Here is a 22064-nt window from a genome sequence, read left to right as displayed (position 1 = left end):
GACCGAAATCGGGTGGCTTGTTTCGCTGGCAGGAGGCAAAGCGGAAGGTACTCGTACGTTGTCTGATGGAGATCGATATGAGCGTTTATGGTGAAACACGCAGGCTGATTGTCGCCCCCGTTGGTGCAGTCGTGGCCGGTCTCATCACGCACGGGATCTCCACGGTCAATAAACTCGTCCGCGCCGTCGAGCATCGACGCATCGTGTCTCAGATGCTTGAATTTGATGATTATCTACTGCGTGATGTGGGGCTGACCCGCTCCGATCTCCGCGATGCCGCGTCAGAGCCCCTCTGGAGCGATCCGAGCCATGTTCTGGTGAGCCGCGCCGTCGAGCGCCGAGCCGCGAACCGGCTCAAGGGCCGCCCGCGCGGCTGAGCCCGATCCATCGGCGGTCACGCCCCTCGCGACCGCCCACTTGACCCGCGCCGTCCGCAGCCGGCGCGGGTTCTTTCGTTGTGCGTCGACTTCTACGCCTGGCCCCGTCACCCCTTGGATTTGGGCGGCGTGCCGCCATGGCCGGAGGTGCGGTCCAGCATCTGGCCCCAGAAGTCCTGGAACGGGAAGAAGGCCGCAAACTGGCTGAGCGTCTTCGGGTCGTAGCCGGGCGGCATCATGCCGGCAGGCGGAAAGCCCTGGGAGAACAGCTGCGCGAAATAATCCTGGAATGGCCACTGGCCGAGGGGCGCCGGCGGCGGGGGAGGCGGCGGCGGGGGCGGAGGAGGGGCCGCCGGCTGAGGCGGCTGGGGCATGGAACTCCCCATCAGCGAGAGCGTCGCCGAAATCATGTCCTGCCAGGGGTTCTGCGCACCGCCCATGCCGGTGCCGCCCCAGGGCGACTGGGCCATCATCTGGGCGAAGGAATCGATCCACGGATTGCCCGTGGACACCCGGCCCATGCCGCCGCCGGACGACAGGGTCAAGGCGAGCGTATCCACCCAGGGATTGCCGGTGGGGACGGGCTGCCCGTTGGCGCGGGCGAGCATGGCGGCGAGCATCTGGTTGAGCGCGCCGGAGGCCGCCAGCGACTTGGTCAAGCCGCCCAGCACCATGGAGGCGAAGGCCGGCATGAGCTGCTTGAGAACGGCAACGCCGAGGCCGGTGGAGGAAGCCGCGTGATCGGCCACCGCCTTGCTCACCTCCTGCGAGCCGAACAGCGCGTCCAGCGCCGGGCTGCCGGCCTGGTTGAGCGCCGCCGGCCCGGAGGGGCGACGGTCATAAAGGGTGCTGTAGGGCCCGCGCATCATCAGCGCCATGAGCTGCGCCATGCCATCCGGCGAGGCCATGGCCCGCTGCACGCCGAGCGCAAAGGCCGGCATGAGGGCTTCCGCTGCCTTCTGCGCCTGCTGGACCGACAGACCGTAGAGCTGCGCGATATTGTCCAGGCCCTGGCCGCCTTGCGCAGCGCGCATCAACTGTACGAACTGATCCATTGTGCCCTCCCGATGGCGGAGTTTACGTCATGGTTCAGGGGAAATCACTGTGCCTTCGCGGTAAAAGCTGCGGCGAAGGGTGGGATGGAACCGCCCGTCATTCCCTGACACAGGCGGGCGCGCCCGAATCGCGCCGCCCGCCCGCGGCCTTGCGCCGCGCGCGCCGGCCCCGGCTCAGCCGGAAAATTCCGTCTCGTGAGCGAGCACGTCCTGGGCCTCGGGATTGAGCGGCCGGGCGGGCTTTTCCGGTTCGGTGAGCGGCTCCGGCTCCACCTTGCGGGAGGGCACCATGTCGCCGCCGCTGTAGAGCCCCTCCGCCACCTGCCGCTCCAGGCGCAGCCGGTCGCGGGCGCGCACATCCGCCACCAGTTCGCCCACCGCGTCCTTGTCAAAGCCGAGCGCCTCCAGGGTACGCCCGCCGAAGGCGAAGGCCGATTCCAGGGTCTCGCGCATCTCGTAGCGCACGCCCTTGCGCAGCAGGTCCATGGAATGCACCCGGTCGAAGGCGCGCACATGGAGGGCGGCATTGGGCATGGAGGCCTGCACGATGTCGACGATGCGATCCGCCGATTCGCGATCGTCCACGCAGACGCAGATCACCTCCACATTCTCCGCGCCCGCCGCCCGCAGCACATCCAGCCGCGTGCCATCGCCATAATAGATATGAACCCCGAAGCGGCCGGCGCTCTGAATCATCTCCACGTCATTGTCGATGATGGTGACCTGCACCCCTTCGGCGAGCAGGCATTGGGCCACGATCTGGCCGAATCGCCCGAAGCCGATCACCAGCACCCGGCCGCTGGCCTCAGAGAAGTCGTCCGCCTCGCGCTCCGGCGCGTCCTTGCGGAAGCGCGGCAGCAAGCGGTTGATGAGGGAGAACACCAGCGGACCGATCATCATGGTCAGGGCCGCGATGGCGGTGAGCAGCTCCGCCTGGTCCTTGGTGAGGATGCCGTTGTAAAGCGCCAGGGGAAACAGGACGAAGGCGAACTCGCCGGCGGGCATGAGCACCGCGCCGGCCTTCATGGCCTCCGACCGGGTGTTGTGATCGCCGCGATAGAGCAGGAACACCACCAGGAATTTGATGAGGGTGATGAGCAAAGCCGCGGCGGTGAGCGGGCCGAGATGGCTCAGCACCAGATCGAGGTCCAGCGTCATGCCCACGCCCATGAAGAACATGGACAACAGCAGGCCGCGAAAGGCCTCGATATTGGCCTCCAGCTCGTGCCGGAACGTGCTTTCCGAGAGCAGCAGGCCGGCCAGGAAGGCGCCGAGCGCCATGGACAGGCCGGTCGCCGCCATCAGGCCGGCCGCCCCCAGCACCACCAGCAGGGCCGCCGCGGTCATGGCCTCGCGGGCGCCGGAGCGGGCGAGCACGCGGAACAGCGGGTTCAGCAGATAGCGTCCCGCCACCACGATCACCACCACGGCCGACAGCGCCGCCGACGCCTGGAGCAAGGTGCCGATGGGATCTGCGGGCAGTTCCTCCTTGCCGGGAGACAGCAAGGGCACCAACGCCAGCAGGGGGACGATGGCAATGTCCTGGAACAGGAGGATGGAAAAGGCGCGCTGGCCGTAGCCGCTCTGGAGGTCGCCCCGCTCGGTGAGCAGTTGCAGCGCGATGGAGGTGGCGGACATGGCGAGCGCCATGCCGGAAATGACCGCGCCCGCGACCGTCATGCCGCGCGACCAGGCCACGCACGCGATGAGCACGCCGGTGACCAGGAGCTGGGCCGTGCCGAGGCCGAAAATATAGCGCCCCATGGACAGCAGGCGCGAGGGCTGAAGCTCCAGGCCGATCAGGAACAGCAGCAGCACCACGCCAAGTTCCGCCACCGTGATGACGGTGCCGGGATCGGCCACATTGAAGCCGGCAGGGCCGATGGCGATGCCGGCGGCCAGATAGCCCACCACCGGGGACAGGCCGAGCCGCTTGGCCAGCGGCACGGAAATCACCGCAGCCGCCAGGAAGGCGAGGGCGCTCAGGAACAGTGTATGGTCGGTTCCGTGCATCCCGCCTGCCTCCTGCAACGCCCAAGCCGGGCCCCTTGTGGGGACCAAGAATGGCCAAACCTAGCCTAAGGGCGGGAAAATGTGTGCGACGCAGCGAGCGCTGCGTCACCTCATTTCAGCGCATCGAACCCGGGGCCGAATCCGTTCAGGCTGAGCGGTATTCCGATGCCCTCTTCCGGGGTCTGGAAGATGATGAAAGTGGCCTGCTTGCCGTTGCGCAGGCGATTGACCAGGGCATCGTCCATCACCACCTCGGCCACGCAGCCGTTGGGCAGGCAGCGCACGAAGCCGGCCCGTCCCACATCCGCATCGTCGATCTTCAGCCCAAGGCCCGACGGGATGAGAACGCCGAGCGGGGCCAGGACGCGCAGGAGGCGGCTCTTCTGGTCCGCCGTCTTCAGCACGATGACGGTGAGGCCCACATTGGGGCGATCCTCTGCCTGGACGCTCTGAAGCAGGACGCACTGCTCACCCTGGGCGCCAGGAGGGGTATCGCAGCGGATCTGCCAATCGTTGTAGACCTGCTTGACGGTGCCCTGGGCATGGGCGGCGGGTGCGCCCGCCAGGAACACAAGCGCCACGAAGATGCTGAAAAGGAACGCCTGCGCTGGACGGGCGATCCGGCTCAGCTGTGGCGCTCCCGTCCGGGCGATGCTGCGGACGCACGCGCCCGGCGACTTGCGGGCATCGCCCCGCGACAACATGAACCCCATTGGCTCCCGGCTCCAAATCCTGGCGGCATGGCCGCATGTCGGCGACGACCGAACTTTCGTCGATCCTCGCAAGGTTTCGCTTAAAAGGCTGACCGTCCGTGTCAAGAATGCGGCGGCATGTTTTGCCGTGAAATGCGCATTCGGCCCCGATTCGCACAGACACGGAGCGGTGAGGGGGCCTCGAAGAGGGCCGCGCGGGGTGCCGCGACCCGCCGGGCACCGCAGGCTTCCGGCAGGGGAAGGACACGCCTTGAAGCGGGGCGCAAGGCGCATGGGTACCGACTTTCTGTCGCATCGTGCGCGCCCGTGTCTCAATTGCGGGACCCCCCGAATTGTGTTTGATGTAAATCAAAGAAAGGGCGCTCAGGCCAATCCGCCGCATTCGTCTTTGGTCGCGGGATGCCATAACGTAAGGAACGGCAAGGGATTGCTGTTCAGGGAGACATCATCGCCATGAGACAGTCCGTTCGCTCTGCCCTTCTCGCCCTGGCCTCCACGGCTGGCGTGAGTCTGTCGGGTGCGACTGCGTGGGCCGGCATGGGTCAGCCGTCGGATTGGCAGATCAACCTCCAGGGGGCGGCGACGCCCGTGATGGAGAGCATCCACTCCTTCAATACCTTCATCCTGATCATCATCACCGCCATCGTGCTGTTCGTGATGGTGCTTCTGGCCATCGTGATGGTGCGCTTCAACGAGCGCGCCAACCCCGTGCCCTCCAAGACCTCGCACAATACCATGATCGAGGTGGCCTGGACGGTGGTGCCGGTGATGATCCTGGTGGCCATCGCCATCCCCTCGTTCCGCCTGCTCCATCTGGAGCTGAACATTCCCCAGCCGGACATCACCGTGAAGGTGACGGGTCACCAGTGGTACTGGTCCTATGAATATCCCGATAACGGCGGCTTCAGCTTCGACTCGCTCATGGTGGCGGAGAAGGACCTCAAGCCCGGTCAGCCGCGCCTGCTCGCCGTCGACAATGAGGTGGTCGTTCCGGTGAACAAGAATGTGCGCATCCAGGTGACCGCCGCGGATGTGATCCATTCCTTCGCCGTCCCCTCCTTCGGCGTGAAGATCGACGCGCTGCCCGGCCGCCTGAATGAGTCTTGGTTCAAGGCCACCAAGGAAGGCATCTATTACGGCCAGTGCTCGGAACTGTGCGGTCGCGACCATGCCTTCATGCCCATTGCGGTGCGCGTGGTGAGCGAGGCCGACTTCAACCAGTGGATCGCCCAGGCGAAGCAGAAATATGCGCAGGCGCCGAGCCCGGTGCGCGCCGCCGAGGAACCGGCCCGCTTCCAGCTGGCGGACGCCGCCCGCTGAGGCAAGCCGCCGGGCCGCGCGCCCGGTGCAGGCGAACGGGATACGGGCGCGCGGGACAGGGTCCCGGCGCGCGACACGGATTGAGACAAGACGGAAACGTCGAAGACTGAGGACTGTGCCATGGCCAGCCACGCCCCTGCGGCCCACGCCGATCACGCCGACGACCATCACATCCCGACCGGGTGGAAGCGGTGGGTGTTTTCCACCAACAACAAGGATATCGGCATCATGTACCTGATCTTCGCCCTGGTGGCGGGGATCGTGGGCGGTGCCTTGTCCATCGGCATCCGCATGGAGCTGATGGAGCCGGGCCTGCAGTATTTCAAGAATCCGCAGACCTTCAACGTCTTCACCACCGGCCACGGCCTCATCATGATCTTCTTCATGGTGATGCCCGCGCTGATCGGCGGCTACGGCAATTATTTCGTGCCGCTGATGATCGGCGCCCCCGACACCGCCTTCCCGCGCATCAACAACATCGCCTTCTGGCTGATGCCGCCGGCCTTCGCGCTGGCCATCATCTCGCTCTTCGTGGAAGGCGCGGCCGGCTCCAACGGCTTCGGCGGCGGCTGGACCATCTATCCGCCCCTGTCGTCCAAGCTCGGCCATCCCGGCCCGGCCATGGACCTGCTGATCTTCGCGCTGCACGTGTCGGGCGCCTCCTCGATTCTGGGCGCCATCAACCTCATCACCACCATCTTCAACATGCGCGCCCCGGGCATGACGCTGCACAAGATGCCGCTGTTCGCCTGGTCGCAGCTCATCACCGCCTTCCTGTTGCTGCTGTCGCTGCCCGTGCTGGCCGGCGCCATCACGATGCTGCTGACGGACCGCAACTTCGGCACCACCTTCTTCGATCCGGCCGGCGGCGGCGACCCGATCCTGTTCCAGCACCTGTTCTGGTTCTTCGGGCACCCGGAAGTCTATATCCTCATCCTGCCCGGCTTCGGCATCGTCTCCCACATCGTGTCCACCTTCTCCCGCAAGCCCGTGTTCGGCTATCTCGGCATGGCCTATGCGATGGTGGCCATCGGCGTGGTGGGTTTCGTGGTGTGGGCGCACCACATGTATACGGTGGGCCTGTCCGCCTCCACGCAGTCCTACTTCGTGGCCGCCACCATGATTATCGCGGTGCCCACGGGCGTGAAGATCTTCTCCTGGATCGCCACCATGTGGGGCGGCTCGGTGCAGTTCCGTACCCCCATGCTGTGGGCGATCGGCTTCATCTTCCTGTTCACCGTGGGCGGCGTGACGGGCGTGGTGCTCTCCAATGCGGGCATCGACCGCTCGCTGCATGACACCTATTACGTGGTCGCCCACTTCCACTATGTGCTGTCGCTGGGCGCCGTGTTCGCCATCTTTGCCGGCTGGTACTACTGGTTCCCGAAGATGAGTGGCTACATGATCCCGGAATTCTGGGGCAAGCTGCACTTCTGGGTCACGTTCGTCGGCGTGAACATGATCTTCTTCCCGCAGCACTTCCTCGGCCTTGCCGGCATGCCCCGCCGCTATGTGGACTATCCGGATGCGTTCGCGCACTGGAACTACATCTCGTCCATCGGCTCCTACATCTCGGGCTTTGCCGTCCTCATCTTCCTGACCGGCATCTTCGTCGCCTTCCGCCGAAAGGAACTGGCCGGTCCCAATCCGTGGGGCGTGGGTGCGACCACCCTGGAATGGACCTTGTCCTCTCCGCCCCCCTTCCATGCCTTCGAGGTCCTGCCGCGGATCAAGTGAAGTCGCTCCCGGCGTCGCGCTTACCGCGCCGCCGGGGGACGAGGGCGAGGCGGGTGAACCGGCTCGCCCCCACCAAGATCGGGGCGGTCCCGGTCCGTCGTCCGATGGTGTAGGATCAGGCGGATGTTATGTCGCATCGGTCGAACGGGGTGCCCCGTCGGGGCGGAGTGAGTTGAATGAGTGACGTGAGTGCCAGCATCGACCAGTCTCAAGGCGCGGCCCTGGCTCCCAACACATCGGGCGGGCTGGCTTCGCCGGGAGACTATGTGGCGCTTCTGAAGCCGCGGGTGATGTCGCTCGTGGTGTTCACCGCGCTGGTCGGCCTCGTTCGGGCGCCGGACCATGTGCATCCGGTGATCGCCTTCACCGCCATTCTGTGTATCGCCGTGGGCGCCGGGGCGGCCGGGGCGCTGAACATGTGGTGGGACGCGGACATTGACGCCGTCATGTCGCGGACCCGCCGGCGGCCCATTCCGGCCGGCAAGGTGACGCCGCAGGAAGCGCTGGCCTTTGGCCTGACGCTCGCCGCCTTTTCCGTCGGCGTTCTCGGCCTGCTGGTCAATGCTCTGGCGGGGGCGCTGCTGGCCTTCACCATCTTCTTCTACGTGGTCATCTACACCATGTGGCTGAAGCGCTCGACGCCCCAGAACATCGTTATCGGCGGGGCCGCCGGCGCCTTCCCGCCCATGGTGGCCTGGGCCGCCGCCTCGGGCTCGGTGAGCCTGGAGAGCCTGCTGCTGGTGGCCATCATCTTCTTCTGGACGCCGCCCCATTTCTGGGCGCTGGCGCTCTATCGGGCGGATGATTACGCGCGGGCCGGCGTGCCCATGCTGCCCGTCACGGCCGGGCCGGATGAAACCCGCCGGCAGATCCTGCTCTACACCCTGTTCCTGGTGCCGCTGGCGCTGTCGCCTGTCGCGCTCGGCTATGCGGGCCTTGCCTATGGGGCGGTGGCGGCGGTCACCGGCGCGGGCATGATCTGGCTGGCCATCGATGTGTTCCGCCGGCGCGCGGGCGCCGAGGCGATCAAGGCGGCCAAGCGGCTGTTCGGCTTTTCCATCCTCTATCTCTTCCTGCTGTTTGCCACCTTGCTGGTGGAAGCGCTCGTGACGAGGATCTGAGGCGTGGCGAAAAAGGAGAAGGAGCCGCCCCGCCAGGACGGGGTGGTGCTGACCGAAGAACAGGCCAAGCGGCGGCGGGCGCGCAACATCGCCATTGCCTCCGTGCTCGGCTTTCTGGTGGTGCTCTTCTATGTGGTCACCATCGTGAAGCTGGGCCCCAATGTTTTGAACCGGCCGCTCTGACGGCAGGCGCGAGGGCAGGACATGTATATGGACGGCGGAAACGGGGCAGGTGGGGGCGCGGAGCGGCGCAAGCCGCGCCATGGTCTCGTCGCGGCCGCCTGCGTCGGCTTCGTGGTCGCCATGATCGCGGCGGCCTATGCGTCCGTGCCGCTTTATTCCATGTTCTGTTCGCTCACCGGCTTCGGCGGCGCCACCCGCGTGGGCGCGGCAGCCCCGGAAACGGTGCTCGACCGCACCATGAAGATCCGCTTCGACGCCAATGTGGCGCCGGGCCTGCCCTGGGACTTCAAGCCCGAACAGCGGGAGGTGGAGGTCAAGGTCGGCGAGACCAAGATGGCCTACTATCTCGCCGCCAACCAGGCGGCTACGCCCACCTATGGCAATGCCACCTACAATGTCACACCGGCCCAGGCCGGGTTCTATTTCGTGAAGATGCAGTGCTTCTGCTTCAACGAGCAGGTGCTTGAGGGCAAGGAAAAGGTCGACATGCCCGTGGTCTTCTTCATCGACCCCGCCATCGAGCAGGATGAAGACCTCAAGAGCGTGAAGGTCATTACGCTGTCCTACACCTTCTTCCCCGCCAAAGCGCCCAGCCAGCCGCTGGCACGCAATTCGGCCGGGCCGGGAGCAGGTGAGGCCGGCAAGGCCATGTGAACGCGCCCGGGCCGGCTGCCGAACGGTGGCCGCGAGAGGCGCGAGCAGACAAGAGGCGCGGCCAGACGGACGACCGGGGAATGTTACCGGTGCCTTCGGGACGCGTCAGGATCGGATGGGACGTTGGGAAAGGGAGGCCGGGCGATATGGCCGAGGGACACGTTAAGCAGCACGACTACCATATGGTGGAGCCGAGCCCGTGGCCCATCATCGGCGCCATCTCGGCCTTCATCCTGACGGCGGGCGCCGTCCTGTGGATGCATGGCGGCACCGCCATTCCCATGGGCATCGGCTTCCTTGGTGTGCTCTACACCATGTTCGGCTGGTGGCGGGACATGGTGCGGGAAGGCCATCAGGGCTTCCACACGCCAGTGGTGGAGATCGCATTCCGCTACGGCATGATCCTGTTCATCGCCTCCGAGGTGATGTTCTTCGTGGCCTGGTTCTGGGCCTTCTTCGATGCCTCCCTCTTCTCGGGCGAAGCGATCAATTATTCGCGCTTCGAGTTCACCGGCGGCGCCTGGCCGCCCAAGGGCATCGAATCTCTCGATCCCTGGCATCTGCCGCTGCTCAACACGCTGATCCTGCTGACGTCCGGCACCACGGTGACCTGGGCGCACCATGCGCTGCTGGAGGATGACCGGCAGGGGCTGAAATGGGGCCTCGTCTGCACCGTCGTGCTCGGCGCCCTGTTCTCGCTGTGCCAAGCCTACGAGTACATGCACGCCCATTTCGACTTCTCGGGCAACATCTATGGCGCCACCTTCTTCATGGCCACCGGCTTCCACGGTTTCCATGTGATCGTCGGCACCCTGTTCCTGCTGGTGTGCCTGCTGCGGGCCCTGGCGGGCGACTTCACCCCCAAGAAGCATTTCGGCTTCGAGGCGGCGGCTTGGTACTGGCATTTCGTGGACGTGGTGTGGCTGTTCCTGTTCACGTTCATCTATGTGTGGGGCGCCGGCTCGGGTGGCGGCCACTGAGTCTGCACGATGGGGCGGAGCCGATCGCGGCCCGCCTTCGTCCTGCCCGACGGTTTGAGGCATCGGCCGCCGGCCCTCGCAGGAGAGGGCCGGCGGTTTTGTTCTGAGGCGGGCCGGCGGCCCATGCGGCGCGCACGTGCAGCGGGAGAGGCCATGTCCACGGGGAATTATTACGCGCCCGTCTCGCCGGTAGCCGCGGGTCTGGCCTGCAAATGCCCGCGCTGTGGACGCGGGAAGCTCTTCAAGGGCTTTTTGGACGTGGCGCCGCGCTGCGAGGCGTGCGGCCTCGACTATAGCTTCATCGACGCGGGGGATGGACCGGCGGTCTTCGTCATCCTCATCGGCGGCTTCATCGTGGTGGCCTTGGCCTTCTGGGTGGAAGCGGCCTATGAGCCTCCCTTGTGGCTGCATGCGGTCTTGTGGATTCCTGCCATCTTGCTGGTGACGCTCGGGCTTTTACGGCCGTTCAAGGCCGTGCTGGTGGCGTTCCAATATCGCAACAAGGCGGCCGAGGGCCGGCTGCGGGACCCCTCCGCCGAATGAGCCGGGCCTCGTTTCTCCTGGCGACCTTGCTGTCGGTGGTCGCGTTCGCCCTGCTGGTGGGGCTCGGCCTGTGGCAATTGGATCGGCTGGCATGGAAAGAAGACCTGCTGGAGACCGTGCGCAGCCGCACGGGGCAGCCGCCGGAGATCCTCCAGAAGGGAAGCTGGGACGAGCTCACCCCCGCGGAGGATGAGTATCGGCCGGTTCAGGCGACGGGCACGTTCGACCATAGCCGCGAAACCCTCCTGTACACGGTCCTGTCCGACGGCAAGGGTCCCCTGCGCGGCCCGGGCTTCTGGGTCATCACGCCTTTGATGCTGCCGACGGGGTCGGCCATCCTGGTCAATCGGGGCTTCGTCCCGCAGGACAATAAGGATGCGGCCACCCGCCAGGCGGGCCAGGTGACCGGACCGGTGACGGTGCGCGGCCTCTTGCGTTTCGCGGAGGAGCCCAGCTGGTTCGTGCCGGACAACCAGCCCGGACGCAATGCCTGGTACCGCCGTGTGCCGGTGCAGATCGCGGCGGCGCGCGGCCTGACCGATGCCGCGCCCTTCGTCATCGATGCCGATGCCACGCCCAATCCCGGCGGCTTGCCTCTGGGGGGGCAGACGCGGGTGGAATTCCCCAACCGGCATCTGGAATATGCGCTCACCTGGTTTGGCCTCGCGGCCACCTTGCTTGGCGTCTATGTGGCGTTCCTCGTCACCTGGCTGCGCCGGCGCTCCGGCTGAGGCGACCGCTTGCTGCCCCCGCGCCATGCGGCAGCGGCAGAGGTGGAGCGTGATGACGTGCAGGGCGCGCGTGCGCCCTCCTGTTCCGCCCCTCCTCCGCCCGACTTAAGATCGGCGCCGACCCAAGGGGGCGGCGATGGCACGGGTGGATTGCGTTGTTCTGGGCGCGGGCATGGTGGGGGTGGGCAGCGCGCTGCATCTCCAGGCGGCCGGGCTTTCGGTGGCGGTGGTGGATCGCCGCGCGCCCGGCGAGGAAACCTCGTTCGGCAATGCGGGGGTGATCGAGGGCAGCGCGCTGTTTCCCGTGTCTTTTCCCCGCGAGCTGAAGGTGCTGGTTCGCCATGCGCTGAAGCTGGCGCCGCAAAGCAATTACCGGCTGGGCGCCCTGCCGGGCCTGCTGCCCTGGCTCCACGCCTATTTCGTTGCCTCGGGCTCGGCCGGCCTTGCCAGGAGCGCGCGCGACTTGCGCCCGCTCATGGCCGCCGCGCGGGCGGATCATCGCCGGTTGGCGGCCGAAGCCGGTGCGGCGCACCTGTTGCGGCCGACTGGCTGGATCAAGATCTATCATTGCGAGGCGGACTTCCGCTCCGCCGCGCCGGAGCGGGAGCTCGCCCGCAGTGTGGGGGTGGCCTGCACGGAACTGGACCTGGAGGGCGTGCGCGCGCTCGAGCCGCATCTCAAGCCGGATGTCCGACGCGGCTCCTTCTGGCCCGAGTGCGACAATTGCGATGATCCCGGCGGCCTGGTGAAGTCCTATGCGCGCCTGTTCGAGCAGCGGGGCGGGCTGGTCTTACGGGGCGATGCCCGCAGCCTGCGGCGCACGGGCGGGCGCTGGCGGGTGGAGACGGCGGAGGGGCCGGTGGATGGGGAGCGGGCGGTGGCCTGCCTTGGCCCGTGGAGCCCCGATCTCCTGCAGCCCCTCGGCCTGCGGGCGCCGTTCGCCGTGAAACGGGGCTACCACATTCATCTGGCGCCGGAGCCCGGCGTCACCTTGTCCCGCGCCGTGGTGGATCGGGCGGGCGGATTCTGTCTCCAATCCACCCGCTATGGCATCCGGGCCACCACCGGCATCGAGTTCGCGCGCCGGGACGATCCCCCCGATCCCCGCCAGGCCAGGGAGGTGGCGCCGCTGGCGCGGCGGCTCCTTCCGCTCGGCACCGTGCGCGAGGCGGAGCCGTGGATCGGCAGCCGGCCGGCCTTCCCCGACTCCAAGCCGGTGCTGGGCGAGATGCCCGGCCAGCCCGGCCTGTGGCTGAATTTCGGCCACAGCCATTGGGGCTTCACGCTGGGGCCCACCACCGGCAAGCTTCTGGCGGAGATGATGACCGGCGCGACGCCCTTCACCGATCCCGCACCCTATGGGTTGGAGCGCTTTACGGCTTAGACACGGCCGGCTTGGCGGGGCCGCGGGAAAAATACCGGCGCGGCCGGTCGCCTTCCCGCAGATAGCCCCAGAAGGCGGCGGCGCCGGCCGTCTGCACGAGGATGCCGGGCAGCAGCGCGGCGAGATCACCCACGGTGAGCCCGTCCACCGCCATGGCATTGCGGATGCCGAACTGGCACAGCGCCGTCACCAGCGCCCAGGTGGCCAGCAGCCAGGGCGAAACGGTGAGCGCATGAACCGAGCGCTGCACCGTCAGGATGACAAAGCTCAGCGACCAGATGAACAGGGCCAGCTGCGGGATGAGCCCCAGCCGCAGGATCTGAGCCGCCATGGAGGGGCCGGACAGGCTGTCCACCACGGCCGAGACCGCTCCCGCCGGTCCGATGGCCGCGATCAGGCTGAAGATCCCGGCCAGGGGCACCGCCGTGATGCCGCAGGCGCACCAGAAGAGGATGGCGAGCATGCCCGATAGGGCTGGCTCATCGGGCCGGCGGCGGCGCGGGGTAAAAATGCGGGGCAGAGAGGCCATGGGTCTTCCTTCAGGCAAAGAGGTCGCGCCACGCCTTTTGAGCCCCGGGGACGGGGAGGGCCGTGGCCTCGTAGATGGCACGCCCGATGGCACGGGCCATCACATGGGCAGCGGTGGCGCCGATGAGTGTTTCGTCCGCCAGCGTGACGGGGACAGCGTTCCGGCCGGTGGCGAGGGCGAAAACGCAATCCCCGTCCTGCGGCGCATGGGCGGGGTGAAGGGCAAGGGCGAAGCCGTCCTGCGCCATCACCGCGAGGCGTCGGGCCTGCGCCACCGACAGGGGCGCATCGGTGGCGATGACGGCGATGGTGGTGTTACCGCGGGGGCCAAGCCCCTTGACGCGCGGCAGGGTCTCGTCCGGCCACGGGACCGGCAGGCCCCGCCCGCCAAATTCGCCATTGCGCTCATAAGGCGCGGCCCGCAGCCAAGGGCCCTCGCCCACCAGGGGATTGCCGAAGGCATTCACCGCCACCAGCGCGCCCACCCTATGGCCCGTGGGGGCACGGGCGGAGGCGGAGCCGAGCCCGCCTTTCACGGTGGAGGTCTGGGCCCCGGTGCCGGCGCCCACCGAGCCAAGCGCGAACGCCCCGTCGGTGGCATTGCCGAGTGCCGCAAGGCCCAGTGCCCGGTAAGGCGGGGTGTCGCCCCAGGCCTTGTCGCCGCCATTGAGGAGATCGAACAGGATGGCGGAGGGCACGATGGGCACGCGGGCTGGCCCCACGGCGAAGCCGCGCCCCGCGCTCGCCAGCGCGGCCATGACCCCGCTCGCCGCGTCCAGGCCGAACGCCGACCCTCCCGACAATACGATGGCGTCCACCTGTTCAACGACGGCGGCGGGCGCCAGCAGGTCGGTCTCGCGGGTGCCCGGGCTGCCGCCCCGCACATCCACGGCGGCGACGGCCGGCGCCTCGGCGAGAATCACGGTGGTGCCGGAGCCGAGGGCGAGGTCCTGGGCATGGCCCACCTTGAGGCCGGCAATGTCGGTGATGAGGTTCAGCATTCCGCTTCCTGTCCCTTCGCCGACCCGCGTTCCGTGCGACGCTGTGCCTCTGTGCACGATCCGGGCAGGGGATTTCAATCGGCCTGTGCGGCTGTCTGCCCCTTCACATCGCGGGGAGGCCGCCAGTGCGGCCTTGCCGTGGTCGGGCTCAGGCGCCATGAAGCCGGATATCGGCACCCCGGGCGGCGGGGTCGGCCGATCATCCTTGCCGGGGGGGCGCCCCCCTGTCCTGCCGCCACCGGGTGTCCATGGCCGACGTTACGCTTCCCGCCGCCTTCTTTGCCGGGCTCGCCAGCTTCCTTTCGCCGTGCGTTCTGCCGCTGGTGCCGCCCTATCTGTGCTTCCTGGCCGGCACCACGCTGGACAATCTCACCTCGTCCGGCCGGCTGGACACGGTGGCCCGGCGCACCCTGTTCGGCTCGCTGCTGTTCGTGGCGGGCTTCAGCCTGGTGTTCGTGGCTTTGGGCGCGGGCGCCTCGGCCATTGGCGACGTGCTGCGGGCCCATATGGACGTGCTGGGCATGCTGGCGGGCATCGCCATCATCATCATGGGGCTGAATTTCCTCGGGGTGTTCCGCATCCACCTGCTCTCGCGCACCGCGCGGCCCGCCGTGGCGCCGCCCACCGGCCTGTGGGGCGCGTTTGTGATGGGGCTCGCCTTTGCCTTTGGCTGGACGCCCTGCCTTGGCCCGGTGCTGGGCGCCATCCTGGCGGTGGCGGGGTCGGAGGCCACCGTCTCCAAGGGCGCGCTGCTGCTCGGGGTCTATTCCGCCGGGCTCGGCGTGCCGTTCCTCCTGGCGGCGGTGATGGTGCGGCCGTTCCTGAAGGCGCTCATCCATATGCGCCGTCTGCTGCCGGTGATGGAGAAGGCCATGGGCGCCTTCCTGGTCATCACCGGCATCGCGTTCATGTCGGGCTGGGTGGCCTCGGTGAGCTATTGGCTGCTGGAGACCTTCCCCGCTTTGTCCAGCATCGGCTGAGGCCGGGCCCCTCAGGTGAGGGGAATGGCGACCGCCTCCAGGAAGGCCGGCCGCGCGCGCAGCCGGTCATACCAGGCGCGCAGATGGGGCAAGTCCGGCCGGCTGATGGCCATTTCGAACCAAGCATAGACGAAGCAGCCCAACGGAATGTCGCCCATGGCGAAGGTCTCGCCGGACAGATAGGGCATGCGCGCCAATTCGGCATCCACGCGCTTGAACAGGGTCGTGCAGGTCTCAAGGCCCTTTTCCGCAGCCGCCATGTCGCGCTCGGCGGGCGCGAGGCGCACCATGTTCCAGAACAGGTCGCGGAAGGGCGCGGCGAGGGACGAGGTGGGCCAGTCCATCCATTTGTCGCCCACCGCGCGCACGGCGGGGTCGGTGTGCCAGAGGGTGCCGACGCCATATTTGGCGCTGAGATAGCGCACGATGGCATTGGATTCCCACAGGATGAAGCCGTCATCCTCGATGCAGGGGACCAGGCCGTTGGGGTTCATGGCGCGATAGGCGGCCTCGTTGACCAGGCCGAAGGCGCCACCGGCCTCGATCCGCTCGAAGGGAAGGCCCAGTTCCCGGGCGCACCACACGACCTTCTTCACATTGGTGGAATTGGCCCGTCCCCAGATCTTGAGCATGTTGCCTCCTTGATGGGCCCTGCCGCGAGAGGTGGGAGTCGCGGCCGATGGGGCCCGTGCAGAAGGTGCTTTTAATCATTCTGCGCCGGGGCAGGCATGAAAAAGGGCCCGCGCGACCGGCGCGGGCCCCTCATAAAACGCGGAACAGGCGGGATCACATCTCGCTGTAGCCGCCATCCTTCCAGACGTAGACCACATAGTCCTTCTTGGTGATGTCGCCCTTCTTGTCGAAGGAGAGCGGGCCAAGCACGGTCTGGAACGTGGCGCCGGAATGCATGTAGTCCGCGATCTTCTTGGGATCGTTGGACTTCACGGCTTCCGCCGCCTGCTTGATGATCTGGGTGGCCGCGTAGGAGTAAAGCACATAGCCTTCGGGATCGACGCCCTTGGCCTTGAACTTCTCCACCACCTCCTTGGCGGCGGGGTTCTTGCGCGGGTCGGGGCCGAAGGTCATCAGCGTGCCAGCGGCGCCGGGACCGGCGATGGTCCAGAACTCCTTGTCGGTGATGCCGTCGCCGGAGAACAGGACGGTGGTGAGGCCCTGGTCGCGCATCTGGCGCACCAGCAGGCCGGCCTCGGGATGCAGGCCGCCGTAATAGACGAGGTCAACGCCCGCCGCCTTCAGCTTGGACACGAGGGCGGAATAGTCCTTCTCACCGGGATTGATGCCCTCATAGAGGACTTCCTTCACGCCGCCCTTGTTCATGGCCTTCTGGGTCTCGTCCGCCAGGCCCTTGCCGTAGGGGGTCTTGTCGTGGACGATGGCGACCTTCTTGCCCTTGAAGTTCTGGACGATGTACTCGCCCGCCACCGCGCCCTGCTGGTCATCGCGGCCGCAGGTGCGGAACGTGTTCCACAGCTTGCGCTCCGTGAACTGCGGATTGGTGGACGCCGGGCTGATCTGCAGCACGCCGGCTTCCTCATAGTCCGTCGAGGTCGGGATCGACACGCCGGAGTTGAAGTGGCCGACCACGTATTTCACGCCGTCGGAGATGAACTTGTTGGCGGCCGACTTGCCCTGCTCGGGCTTGGAGGCGTCGTCGCCCACGTAAAGCTCGATCTTCTGGCCATTGATGCCGCCGGCGGCATTGATGTCGGCGACCGCCTGTTCCACGCCGGTCTTGAGCTGGGCGCCGAAAGCCGCGTTGGCGCCGGTCATCGGGCCGCCGACGCCGAGCTTCACGGGTGCCTGGGCGAAGGCGGGGCTCAAGGCGAGCCCTGCGCCGAGCGCAAGCCCGGCCAGTAGAAGCTTCTTCATCCGGTTCTCCTCTGTCTGACGGTGTCGACCTGTTGCCGGCCCGTCGGGTTGTTCACGTCGGAAGAGCCTGAGCGTGGCCTGCCCCTTCGGGGGCGGGCCTCTCGGAACGGCATTGTGCCAAATTCCCGCCTGCTGTCGATGGCGGGCGCCGCGTCATGGGGTGCTGTCTCCCGCGTCCGCGCGGGTGCGCCAGGCCAGGACGCCGGCCGGCTCATAGAGCCACTCATAGCGCTCGGTCATCTGCCGCCGGCGCACCGAGCGGAAGCCCAGCGCGGCGATGGAGACGATCAGCACGAATTCCACCCCTGCGTGGCTGCCGAGGGCCAGGGTGCCGTGGAACAGCGCGAAGTGGCAGAAGCGCACGGCCGCGGTGAGGAGCAGGCAATAGACCGGAACTTGCCAGAACGGGCTCCAGCCCTTCGCCACCGCCCGGCCGGTGAGCCAGGCGGCGCCGCCGCCGAGGAAAAGCGTCACCAGCATGAAATCGCCGGTGGACACTTCCACCACCAGACCAGGCCGGACCAGGGCAAGCGCCACAACCAGGGCAAGTCCCACCAGGGGCAGGATGACCATGGGCGAGCCGAACCGGCCGGGGTGAGCGGAGGTCGATGCCATGCTCAGGCCCCCCCTTCCAGATAGGCCGCGCGCACTTCCGGGCTTTCCAGCAATTCCCGCCCGGTGCCGGACATGGTGATGGCGCCGTTGACCAGCACATAGCCGCGATGGGCGAGCTTCAAGGCGTGATAGGCGTTCTGCTCCACCAGGAACACAGTGAGCCCCTCGGTCTCGTTGAGGTCGCGGATCACATCGAAGATCTGGCGGACCACCAGAGGCGCAAGGCCGAGGGAGGGCTCGTCCAGAAGCAGCAGGCGCGGGCGACTCATCAGCGCGCGGGCGATGGCCAGCATCTGCTGCTCGCCGCCCGACAATGTGCCGCCGCGCTGATGCAGGCGCTCCCGCAGGCGCGGGAACATCTCGAAAATGCGCTCCAGGTCCTGCTCGAAATGGGCATAGCCATCGATGGCGGCACCCATCTGCAGGTTCTCATAAACCGTCATCCGCGGAAAAATCCGCCGCCCTTCCGGCGATTGAGCGATGCGGCGGCGGGAGATTTCGTGGGTGGGCAGGCGGGTGATGTCCTCGCCCGCGAACCGGATCTCGCCGGTGCTGGCGCGCGGTGCGCCGCACACCGTCATCATGAGCGTGGACTTGCCGGCGCCATTGGCACCGATGATGGTGACGATCTCGCCCTCGTTCACATCAAGGTCGACGCCCTTCAGGGCGATGATCTTGCCGTAATGGGTGCGCACATCGCGGACGGAGAGCAGGGGCTGGCTCATGCGCTCACCTCCGCCTCGACGCTTTCCACCGCATCCTCGTCCACGCCCAGATAGGCGGCGATGACCTTGGGGTCGGAGCGCACCTCCTCGGGCGTGCCGTCGGCGATCTTGCGGCCGTATTCGAGCACGATCACGTGGTCGGAAATCTCCATCACGACGCTCATGTCATGCTCGATGAGCAGCACCGAGGTCTTGTAGTCGTTCCGCAGCGACAGGAGCAGGGAATTGAGCGCCAGAGATTCGCGCGGGTTGAGGCCCGCCGCCGGCTCGTCCAGGCACAACAGCACGGGTTCGGAACACATGGCGCGGGCGATTTCCAGCCGGCGCTGGTCGCCATAGGGCAGGTCGCCGGCGGGATCATCCGCCCGGTGGGTCAGCTGGATGCGCTCCAGCCAGTCCACCGCGCGCGCCACCGCCGCCTTTTCCTGCCGCCGCCAGGAGGGAAGGTTGAGCAGGGCGGCGGGGTTCATGAGGCCGCTCTGGGTCAGGCTCATGTGCTGGGCCACCAGCAGGTTTTCCAGCACCGTCATGCCGGAGAAAAGCCGGATGTTCTGGAAGGTGCGCGCCACCTTGGCGGCGGAGGCCACCTTGTGGTCCGCCAGGCGCTCCAGAAGATAGAGCGCACCGGCCTTGGTGCGGGCCTGCGCGAGGCCATTGCGGGTCAGCTCCGCCAGCTCCTGCGGGCTCGGCGCGCCCCCATGGGCCAGGGCGAGGCGACCCACGGAGGGCTTGTAGAAGCCGGTGATGCAGTTGAACACGGTGGTCTTGCCGGCCCCGTTGGGGCCGATCACCGCCGTCACCTGGCCACGCCCGGCATGGAAGGAGACGTCGCCCACCGCCACCAGGCCGCCGAAGCGCATGGACAGATGGTCGACCGTGAGGATGGGGTCCTGTTCCCAGGGTCTCATCCGTGGCCCTCCTTCACCAGGTCACCGGACACCTTCTTGCGTTCCTTCAGGAAGATGGTGGCCATCCGGCTGGACACCAGCCCGCGCGGCCGCCACACCATCACCGCCACCATGGCAAAGCCGAAGATGAGCATGCGGTAGAGGGTGGGGTCGAAGTCGGGCCCGAACAGCCAGGGGTCCTTCAGGAAGGTGAGGTTGCGCAGCATCTCCATGCCGCCGATGAGCAGAATGGCGGAAACTGCCACCCCCATTTGCGATCCCATGCCGCCGAGCACCACGATGGCCAGGATCACCGCCGATTCCATGAAGGTGAAGGATTCCGGCGATACGAAGCGGATGCGCACCGCGAAGAAGGCGCCGGCAAAGCCGCCGAACATGGCGCCGGTGGCGAAGGCGGTGAGCTTGGTCAAGGTGGTGTTGATGCCGAGCGAGCGGCAGGCGATCTCGTCCTCCCGCAGCGCTTCCCAGGCCCGTCCCACCGGCATGCGGCGCAGGCGCACGGTGGCGATCGCGGTCAGCGCCGCCAGGCCCAGGATGACGAAATAAAGGAAGATGTTGCGCTGCATGGGGTCGAAGGCGAGCCCGAACCGCGCCGCAAATCCCGTGTCGCCCGAGGTGAAGGGTATGCCGAAGAAGGTGATGGGGGGAATGGACGAGATGCCCGCCCCGCCATTGGTCAGATCCACCCAATTGATGAGCACCAGGCGGATGATCTCGCCGAAGGCCAGCGTGACGATGGCCAGATAGTCACCCCGCAGCCGCAGCACGGGGAAGCCGAGGATCACCCCCCACAGGCCCGCCAGCAGGCCCGACACGGGCAGGCAGACCCAGAAGCTCCAGGCCTTCCAGAAGTCCTCTCCCAATGCGCCGGAAAGGAATTCGTTCACCGGAATGCTGGTGGACAGGAGGGCGAACGTATAGGCACCCACCGCATAGAAGGCCACATAGCCAAGGTCGAGGAGGCCGGCGAGGCCCACCACGATGTTCAGCCCCCAGCCCAGCATCACATATGTGAGGATGTAGATGCCGAGGTCGATCCAATAGCGGCTCGGCCCGAGCCCGCCGGAGCCGAGGATGGCCAAGGCGGGATACAGCACCAGGAGAACGAAGAAGGCCGGCTTCAGCAGCGCGCCCAAACGCTCTCCGGCGGCCGCCAGGGCGGGATTGCCGGTGCTTGTGCGTTTCTCCCGGCCCGGACGCCAAAGGGTCAGCAGCAGGATGAACCGCAGCACGGCCACCAGGATGGCGAAGGTCGCGACCATCCCGAACCGGTAGGTGAGGATGAGCGGCCCCTCGGAGGTCTCCGTGGCGCGCATACCCACCAGAGGCAGGAACAGCAGGGCGGTGATCGCCCCGCTGATGAGGGCATCCTTCAAGGCGGACGCAATGGGGGAGGGCGGGGTCTTCGCCGCGGTGGCGAGGGCCATCACACCTTCTCCACTTCGGGCCGTCCGAGCAGGCCCTGCGGCATGAAGATGAGCGTGATGGCGAGGATGGAGAAGGCCGCCACGTCCTTGTATTCAATGGTGAAATAGGCCGACCAGAAGGTCTCGATGAGGCCGATGAGAAGCCCGCCCAGCACCGCGCCGGGCAGCGAGCCGATGCCGCCCAGAACCGCGGCAGTGAAGGCCTTCACCCCCGGCACGAAGCCGTCGGAGAAATTCACCACGCCGTAATACATGAGGTAGAGCACGCCGGCGACCGAGGCGAGCGCGGCGCCGATGACGAAGGTCAGGGAGATCGTGCGGTCCACGTCTACGCCGAGCAGCGCCGCCATCTTGCGGTCCTGCTCGCAGGCCCGCTGCGCGCGCCCCAGCGGGGTCTTCTGCACCAGCCACCAGAAGGCGCCGAGCAGCACGGCGGTGACCACCATGATGAGGATTTGCTTATAGGCCAGCGTCACCTGGTAGGAGCCGGTGTCGTAGATCACCACCACGTCCGGCAGCATGGGCGGGATCGCCTTGTTGCGGGGGCCCTGGGCCACCTGGACGAAGTTGGACAAGAGGATGGACATGCCGATGGCGGAGATCATCGGCGCGAGGCGGAAGGAACCCCGCAGCGGGCGGTAGGCGACCCGCTCGATGGTCCAGCTCACCAGGCCCGTGAACGCCATTCCCAGAATCAAAACAATGGCCAGCGCCACGAAGATGGAGGTGATGCCGAGCACCGTGGTCAGCAACAGGAAAAAGATCAATGCGATGAAGATGGACACCATGAACACGTCGCCATGGGCGAAGTTCACCATGCCGATGATGCCGAACACCATCGTGTAGCCGATGGCGATCAATCCGTAGATTGAACCGAGCGTCAGCCCATTGATGAGCTGCTGGAGGAAGACATCCATTCCGAGACTGCCCCTCTTTCTGGATACGCCTAATCTTTGATCGTGCCTCATGAACGGGCGAGCGTACCATTTGAGTCATAGCGCGGCCTGCGTTTGGACACAAATAGTCGAAGGTCGGTTGTGGATGGCCGCCATCACGTCCCCGTGCTCGGGGTCCTCGCGGCTTCCACCGGGGGTCCATTGAGATCGCCGTGGTATACCTGTATACGTGTATACCAGAGCGAGGCGTCGGCGGCCTCAGGCTGTCGGCGCTCTTCCAATA

Annotated in this window: 23 protein-coding genes; 11 read left to right on the top strand and 12 right to left on the bottom strand. The window is 66.9% G+C overall.

From position 1 onward, the window contains the following. Window positions 1-77: 77 nt before the first annotated feature. Entirely contained in the window at window positions 78-377 is a 300-nt protein-coding gene (locus ACT54L_RS16505) for a DUF1127 domain-containing protein (RefSeq protein ID WP_476086731.1), read from the top strand. A gap of 107 nt (window positions 378-484) precedes the next feature. Here ACT54L_RS16505 and ACT54L_RS16500 read toward each other — a convergent pair whose 3' ends face one another. From ACT54L_RS16500 to ACT54L_RS16490, 3 genes are all read right to left on the bottom strand, one after another. Beyond that, on the bottom strand, window positions 485-1432 hold the full coding sequence (locus ACT54L_RS16500; protein WP_476086730.1) for a DUF937 domain-containing protein: 948 nt from the start codon (window positions 1430-1432) through the stop codon (window positions 485-487). Between the two features lie 174 nt (window positions 1433-1606). Beyond that, on the bottom strand, window positions 1607-3445 hold the full coding sequence (locus tag ACT54L_RS16495; RefSeq protein ID WP_476086729.1) for a monovalent cation:proton antiporter-2 (CPA2) family protein: 1839 nt from the start codon (window positions 3443-3445) through the stop codon (window positions 1607-1609). A gap of 110 nt (window positions 3446-3555) precedes the next feature. After that, window positions 3556-4158 carry an invasion associated locus B family protein gene (locus tag ACT54L_RS16490; protein ID WP_476086728.1) on the bottom strand — a complete coding sequence of 201 codons (603 nt, stop codon included), beginning with the start codon at window positions 4156-4158 and terminating at the stop codon, window positions 3556-3558. Between the two features lie 453 nt (window positions 4159-4611). On the opposite strand from ACT54L_RS16490, the gene coxB reads away from it, so the two are divergent. The 9 genes from coxB to ACT54L_RS16445 all read left to right on the top strand — a co-directional run bounded on the left by coxB (window position 4612) and on the right by ACT54L_RS16445 (window position 12811). Beyond that, window positions 4612-5478, top strand: a complete 867-nt coding sequence (coxB, locus tag ACT54L_RS16485; protein WP_476086727.1) for a cytochrome c oxidase subunit II — start codon at window positions 4612-4614, stop codon at window positions 5476-5478. A 120-nt stretch (window positions 5479-5598) separates the two neighbouring features. Further along, the gene (gene ctaD, locus ACT54L_RS16480; protein WP_476086726.1) at window positions 5599-7215 is read left to right on the top strand and encodes a cytochrome c oxidase subunit I; all 1617 of its coding nucleotides are present in this window, start codon (window positions 5599-5601) and stop codon (window positions 7213-7215) included. Between the two features lie 176 nt (window positions 7216-7391). Beyond that, window positions 7392-8336, top strand: coding sequence for a heme o synthase (locus tag ACT54L_RS16475; RefSeq protein ID WP_476086725.1), 945 nt, complete (start codon window positions 7392-7394; stop codon window positions 8334-8336). A 3-nt stretch (window positions 8337-8339) separates the two neighbouring features. Further along, window positions 8340-8519, top strand: coding sequence for a hypothetical protein (locus ACT54L_RS16470; RefSeq protein ID WP_476086724.1), 180 nt, complete (start codon window positions 8340-8342; stop codon window positions 8517-8519). 27 nt (window positions 8520-8546) lie between these two features. Next, complete coding sequence (locus tag ACT54L_RS16465; protein ID WP_476086723.1) at window positions 8547-9173, top strand: cytochrome c oxidase assembly protein; 627 nt, start codon at window positions 8547-8549, stop codon at window positions 9171-9173. 146 nt (window positions 9174-9319) lie between these two features. Beyond that, the gene (locus tag ACT54L_RS16460) at window positions 9320-10153 is read left to right on the top strand and encodes a cytochrome c oxidase subunit 3 (protein ID WP_476086722.1); all 834 of its coding nucleotides are present in this window, start codon (window positions 9320-9322) and stop codon (window positions 10151-10153) included. 153 nt (window positions 10154-10306) lie between these two features. Continuing rightward, entirely contained in the window at window positions 10307-10696 is a 390-nt protein-coding gene (locus ACT54L_RS16455; protein WP_476086721.1) for a DUF983 domain-containing protein, read from the top strand. Then, entirely contained in the window at window positions 10693-11427 is a 735-nt protein-coding gene (locus ACT54L_RS16450) for an SURF1 family protein (RefSeq protein WP_476086720.1), read from the top strand. The genes ACT54L_RS16455 and ACT54L_RS16450 overlap by 4 nt, the downstream gene beginning before the upstream one ends. A 136-nt stretch (window positions 11428-11563) precedes the next feature. Then, window positions 11564-12811, top strand: a complete 1248-nt coding sequence (locus ACT54L_RS16445; RefSeq protein ID WP_476086719.1) for an NAD(P)/FAD-dependent oxidoreductase — start codon at window positions 11564-11566, stop codon at window positions 12809-12811. Here ACT54L_RS16445 and ACT54L_RS16440 read toward each other — a convergent pair. Then, entirely contained in the window at window positions 12801-13340 is a 540-nt protein-coding gene (locus ACT54L_RS16440) for a hypothetical protein (protein ID WP_476086718.1), read from the bottom strand. The genes ACT54L_RS16445 and ACT54L_RS16440 overlap by 11 nt on opposite strands. Before the next feature lie 10 nt (window positions 13341-13350). Further along, window positions 13351-14340: a P1 family peptidase gene (locus tag ACT54L_RS16435; RefSeq protein ID WP_476086717.1), complete on the bottom strand. Its 990-nt coding sequence runs from the start codon at window positions 14338-14340 to the stop codon at window positions 13351-13353. A gap of 248 nt (window positions 14341-14588) precedes the next feature. Here ACT54L_RS16435 and ACT54L_RS16430 point away from each other — a divergent pair, with 248 nt between their 5' ends. Then, on the top strand, window positions 14589-15320 hold the full coding sequence (locus ACT54L_RS16430) for a cytochrome c biogenesis CcdA family protein (RefSeq protein ID WP_476086716.1): 732 nt from the start codon (window positions 14589-14591) through the stop codon (window positions 15318-15320). An 11-nt stretch (window positions 15321-15331) separates the two neighbouring features. Here ACT54L_RS16430 and ACT54L_RS16425 read toward each other — a convergent pair whose 3' ends face one another. The 7 genes from ACT54L_RS16425 to ACT54L_RS16395 form a co-directional block, all read right to left on the bottom strand. After that, the gene (locus ACT54L_RS16425; RefSeq protein ID WP_476086715.1) at window positions 15332-15952 is read right to left on the bottom strand and encodes a glutathione S-transferase family protein; all 621 of its coding nucleotides are present in this window, start codon (window positions 15950-15952) and stop codon (window positions 15332-15334) included. A 154-nt stretch (window positions 15953-16106) separates the two neighbouring features. After that, entirely contained in the window at window positions 16107-17210 is a 1104-nt protein-coding gene (locus ACT54L_RS16420; RefSeq protein ID WP_476086714.1) for a branched-chain amino acid ABC transporter substrate-binding protein, read from the bottom strand. Between the two features lie 153 nt (window positions 17211-17363). After that, window positions 17364-17825: a DUF6867 family protein gene (locus tag ACT54L_RS16415; RefSeq protein ID WP_476086713.1), complete on the bottom strand. Its 462-nt coding sequence runs from the start codon at window positions 17823-17825 to the stop codon at window positions 17364-17366. 2 nt (window positions 17826-17827) lie between these two features. Further along, window positions 17828-18550: an ABC transporter ATP-binding protein gene (locus ACT54L_RS16410; RefSeq protein ID WP_476086712.1), complete on the bottom strand. Its 723-nt coding sequence runs from the start codon at window positions 18548-18550 to the stop codon at window positions 17828-17830. Beyond that, entirely contained in the window at window positions 18547-19458 is a 912-nt protein-coding gene (locus ACT54L_RS16405) for an ABC transporter ATP-binding protein (protein ID WP_476086711.1), read from the bottom strand. The genes ACT54L_RS16410 and ACT54L_RS16405 overlap by 4 nt, the downstream gene beginning before the upstream one ends. Then, window positions 19455-20885, bottom strand: a complete 1431-nt coding sequence (gene livM, locus ACT54L_RS16400; protein WP_476086710.1) for a high-affinity branched-chain amino acid ABC transporter permease LivM — start codon at window positions 20883-20885, stop codon at window positions 19455-19457. Before livM ends, ACT54L_RS16405 begins: the two co-directional genes overlap by 4 nt. After that, the gene (locus tag ACT54L_RS16395) at window positions 20885-21802 is read right to left on the bottom strand and encodes a branched-chain amino acid ABC transporter permease (protein ID WP_476086709.1); all 918 of its coding nucleotides are present in this window, start codon (window positions 21800-21802) and stop codon (window positions 20885-20887) included. The genes livM and ACT54L_RS16395 overlap by 1 nt, the downstream gene beginning before the upstream one ends. Window positions 21803-22064 lie beyond the last annotated feature (262 nt).

Source organism: Aquabacter sp. DMC10 (genome assembly GCF_056314145.1).
The sequence above is the reverse complement of the archived record's forward strand: the minus strand, read 5'-3'. Positions and strand labels throughout refer to the sequence as shown.

Bases quoted from the DNA above. Each gene is read 5' to 3' on its own strand.
- ACT54L_RS16505 (WP_476086731.1), top strand. From the start codon at position 78: ATGAGCGTTTATGGTGAAACACGCAGGCTGATTGTCGCCCCCGTTGGT.
- ACT54L_RS16500 (WP_476086730.1), bottom strand. From the start codon at position 1,432: ATGGATCAGTTCGTACAGTTGATGCGCGCTGCGCAAGGCGGCCAGGGC.
- ACT54L_RS16495 (WP_476086729.1), bottom strand. From the start codon at position 3,445: ATGCACGGAACCGACCATACACTGTTCCTGAGCGCCCTCGCCTTCCTG.
- ACT54L_RS16490 (WP_476086728.1), bottom strand. From the start codon at position 4,158: ATGGGGTTCATGTTGTCGCGGGGCGATGCCCGCAAGTCGCCGGGCGCG.
- coxB (WP_476086727.1), top strand. From the start codon at position 4,612: ATGAGACAGTCCGTTCGCTCTGCCCTTCTCGCCCTGGCCTCCACGGCT.
- ctaD (WP_476086726.1), top strand. From the start codon at position 5,599: ATGGCCAGCCACGCCCCTGCGGCCCACGCCGATCACGCCGACGACCAT.
- ACT54L_RS16475 (WP_476086725.1), top strand. From the start codon at position 7,392: ATGAGTGACGTGAGTGCCAGCATCGACCAGTCTCAAGGCGCGGCCCTG.
- ACT54L_RS16465 (WP_476086723.1), top strand. From the start codon at position 8,547: ATGGACGGCGGAAACGGGGCAGGTGGGGGCGCGGAGCGGCGCAAGCCG.
- ACT54L_RS16460 (WP_476086722.1), top strand. From the start codon at position 9,320: ATGGCCGAGGGACACGTTAAGCAGCACGACTACCATATGGTGGAGCCG.
- ACT54L_RS16455 (WP_476086721.1), top strand. From the start codon at position 10,307: ATGTCCACGGGGAATTATTACGCGCCCGTCTCGCCGGTAGCCGCGGGT.
- ACT54L_RS16450 (WP_476086720.1), top strand. From the start codon at position 10,693: ATGAGCCGGGCCTCGTTTCTCCTGGCGACCTTGCTGTCGGTGGTCGCG.
- ACT54L_RS16445 (WP_476086719.1), top strand. From the start codon at position 11,564: ATGGCACGGGTGGATTGCGTTGTTCTGGGCGCGGGCATGGTGGGGGTG.
- ACT54L_RS16440 (WP_476086718.1), bottom strand. From the start codon at position 13,340: ATGGCCTCTCTGCCCCGCATTTTTACCCCGCGCCGCCGCCGGCCCGAT.
- ACT54L_RS16435 (WP_476086717.1), bottom strand. From the start codon at position 14,340: ATGCTGAACCTCATCACCGACATTGCCGGCCTCAAGGTGGGCCATGCC.
- ACT54L_RS16430 (WP_476086716.1), top strand. From the start codon at position 14,589: ATGGCCGACGTTACGCTTCCCGCCGCCTTCTTTGCCGGGCTCGCCAGC.
- ACT54L_RS16425 (WP_476086715.1), bottom strand. From the start codon at position 15,952: ATGCTCAAGATCTGGGGACGGGCCAATTCCACCAATGTGAAGAAGGTC.
- ACT54L_RS16420 (WP_476086714.1), bottom strand. From the start codon at position 17,210: ATGAAGAAGCTTCTACTGGCCGGGCTTGCGCTCGGCGCAGGGCTCGCC.
- ACT54L_RS16415 (WP_476086713.1), bottom strand. From the start codon at position 17,825: ATGGCATCGACCTCCGCTCACCCCGGCCGGTTCGGCTCGCCCATGGTC.
- ACT54L_RS16410 (WP_476086712.1), bottom strand. From the start codon at position 18,550: ATGAGCCAGCCCCTGCTCTCCGTCCGCGATGTGCGCACCCATTACGGC.
- ACT54L_RS16405 (WP_476086711.1), bottom strand. From the start codon at position 19,458: ATGAGACCCTGGGAACAGGACCCCATCCTCACGGTCGACCATCTGTCC.
- livM (WP_476086710.1), bottom strand. From the start codon at position 20,885: ATGGCCCTCGCCACCGCGGCGAAGACCCCGCCCTCCCCCATTGCGTCC.
- ACT54L_RS16395 (WP_476086709.1), bottom strand. From the start codon at position 21,802: ATGGATGTCTTCCTCCAGCAGCTCATCAATGGGCTGACGCTCGGTTCA.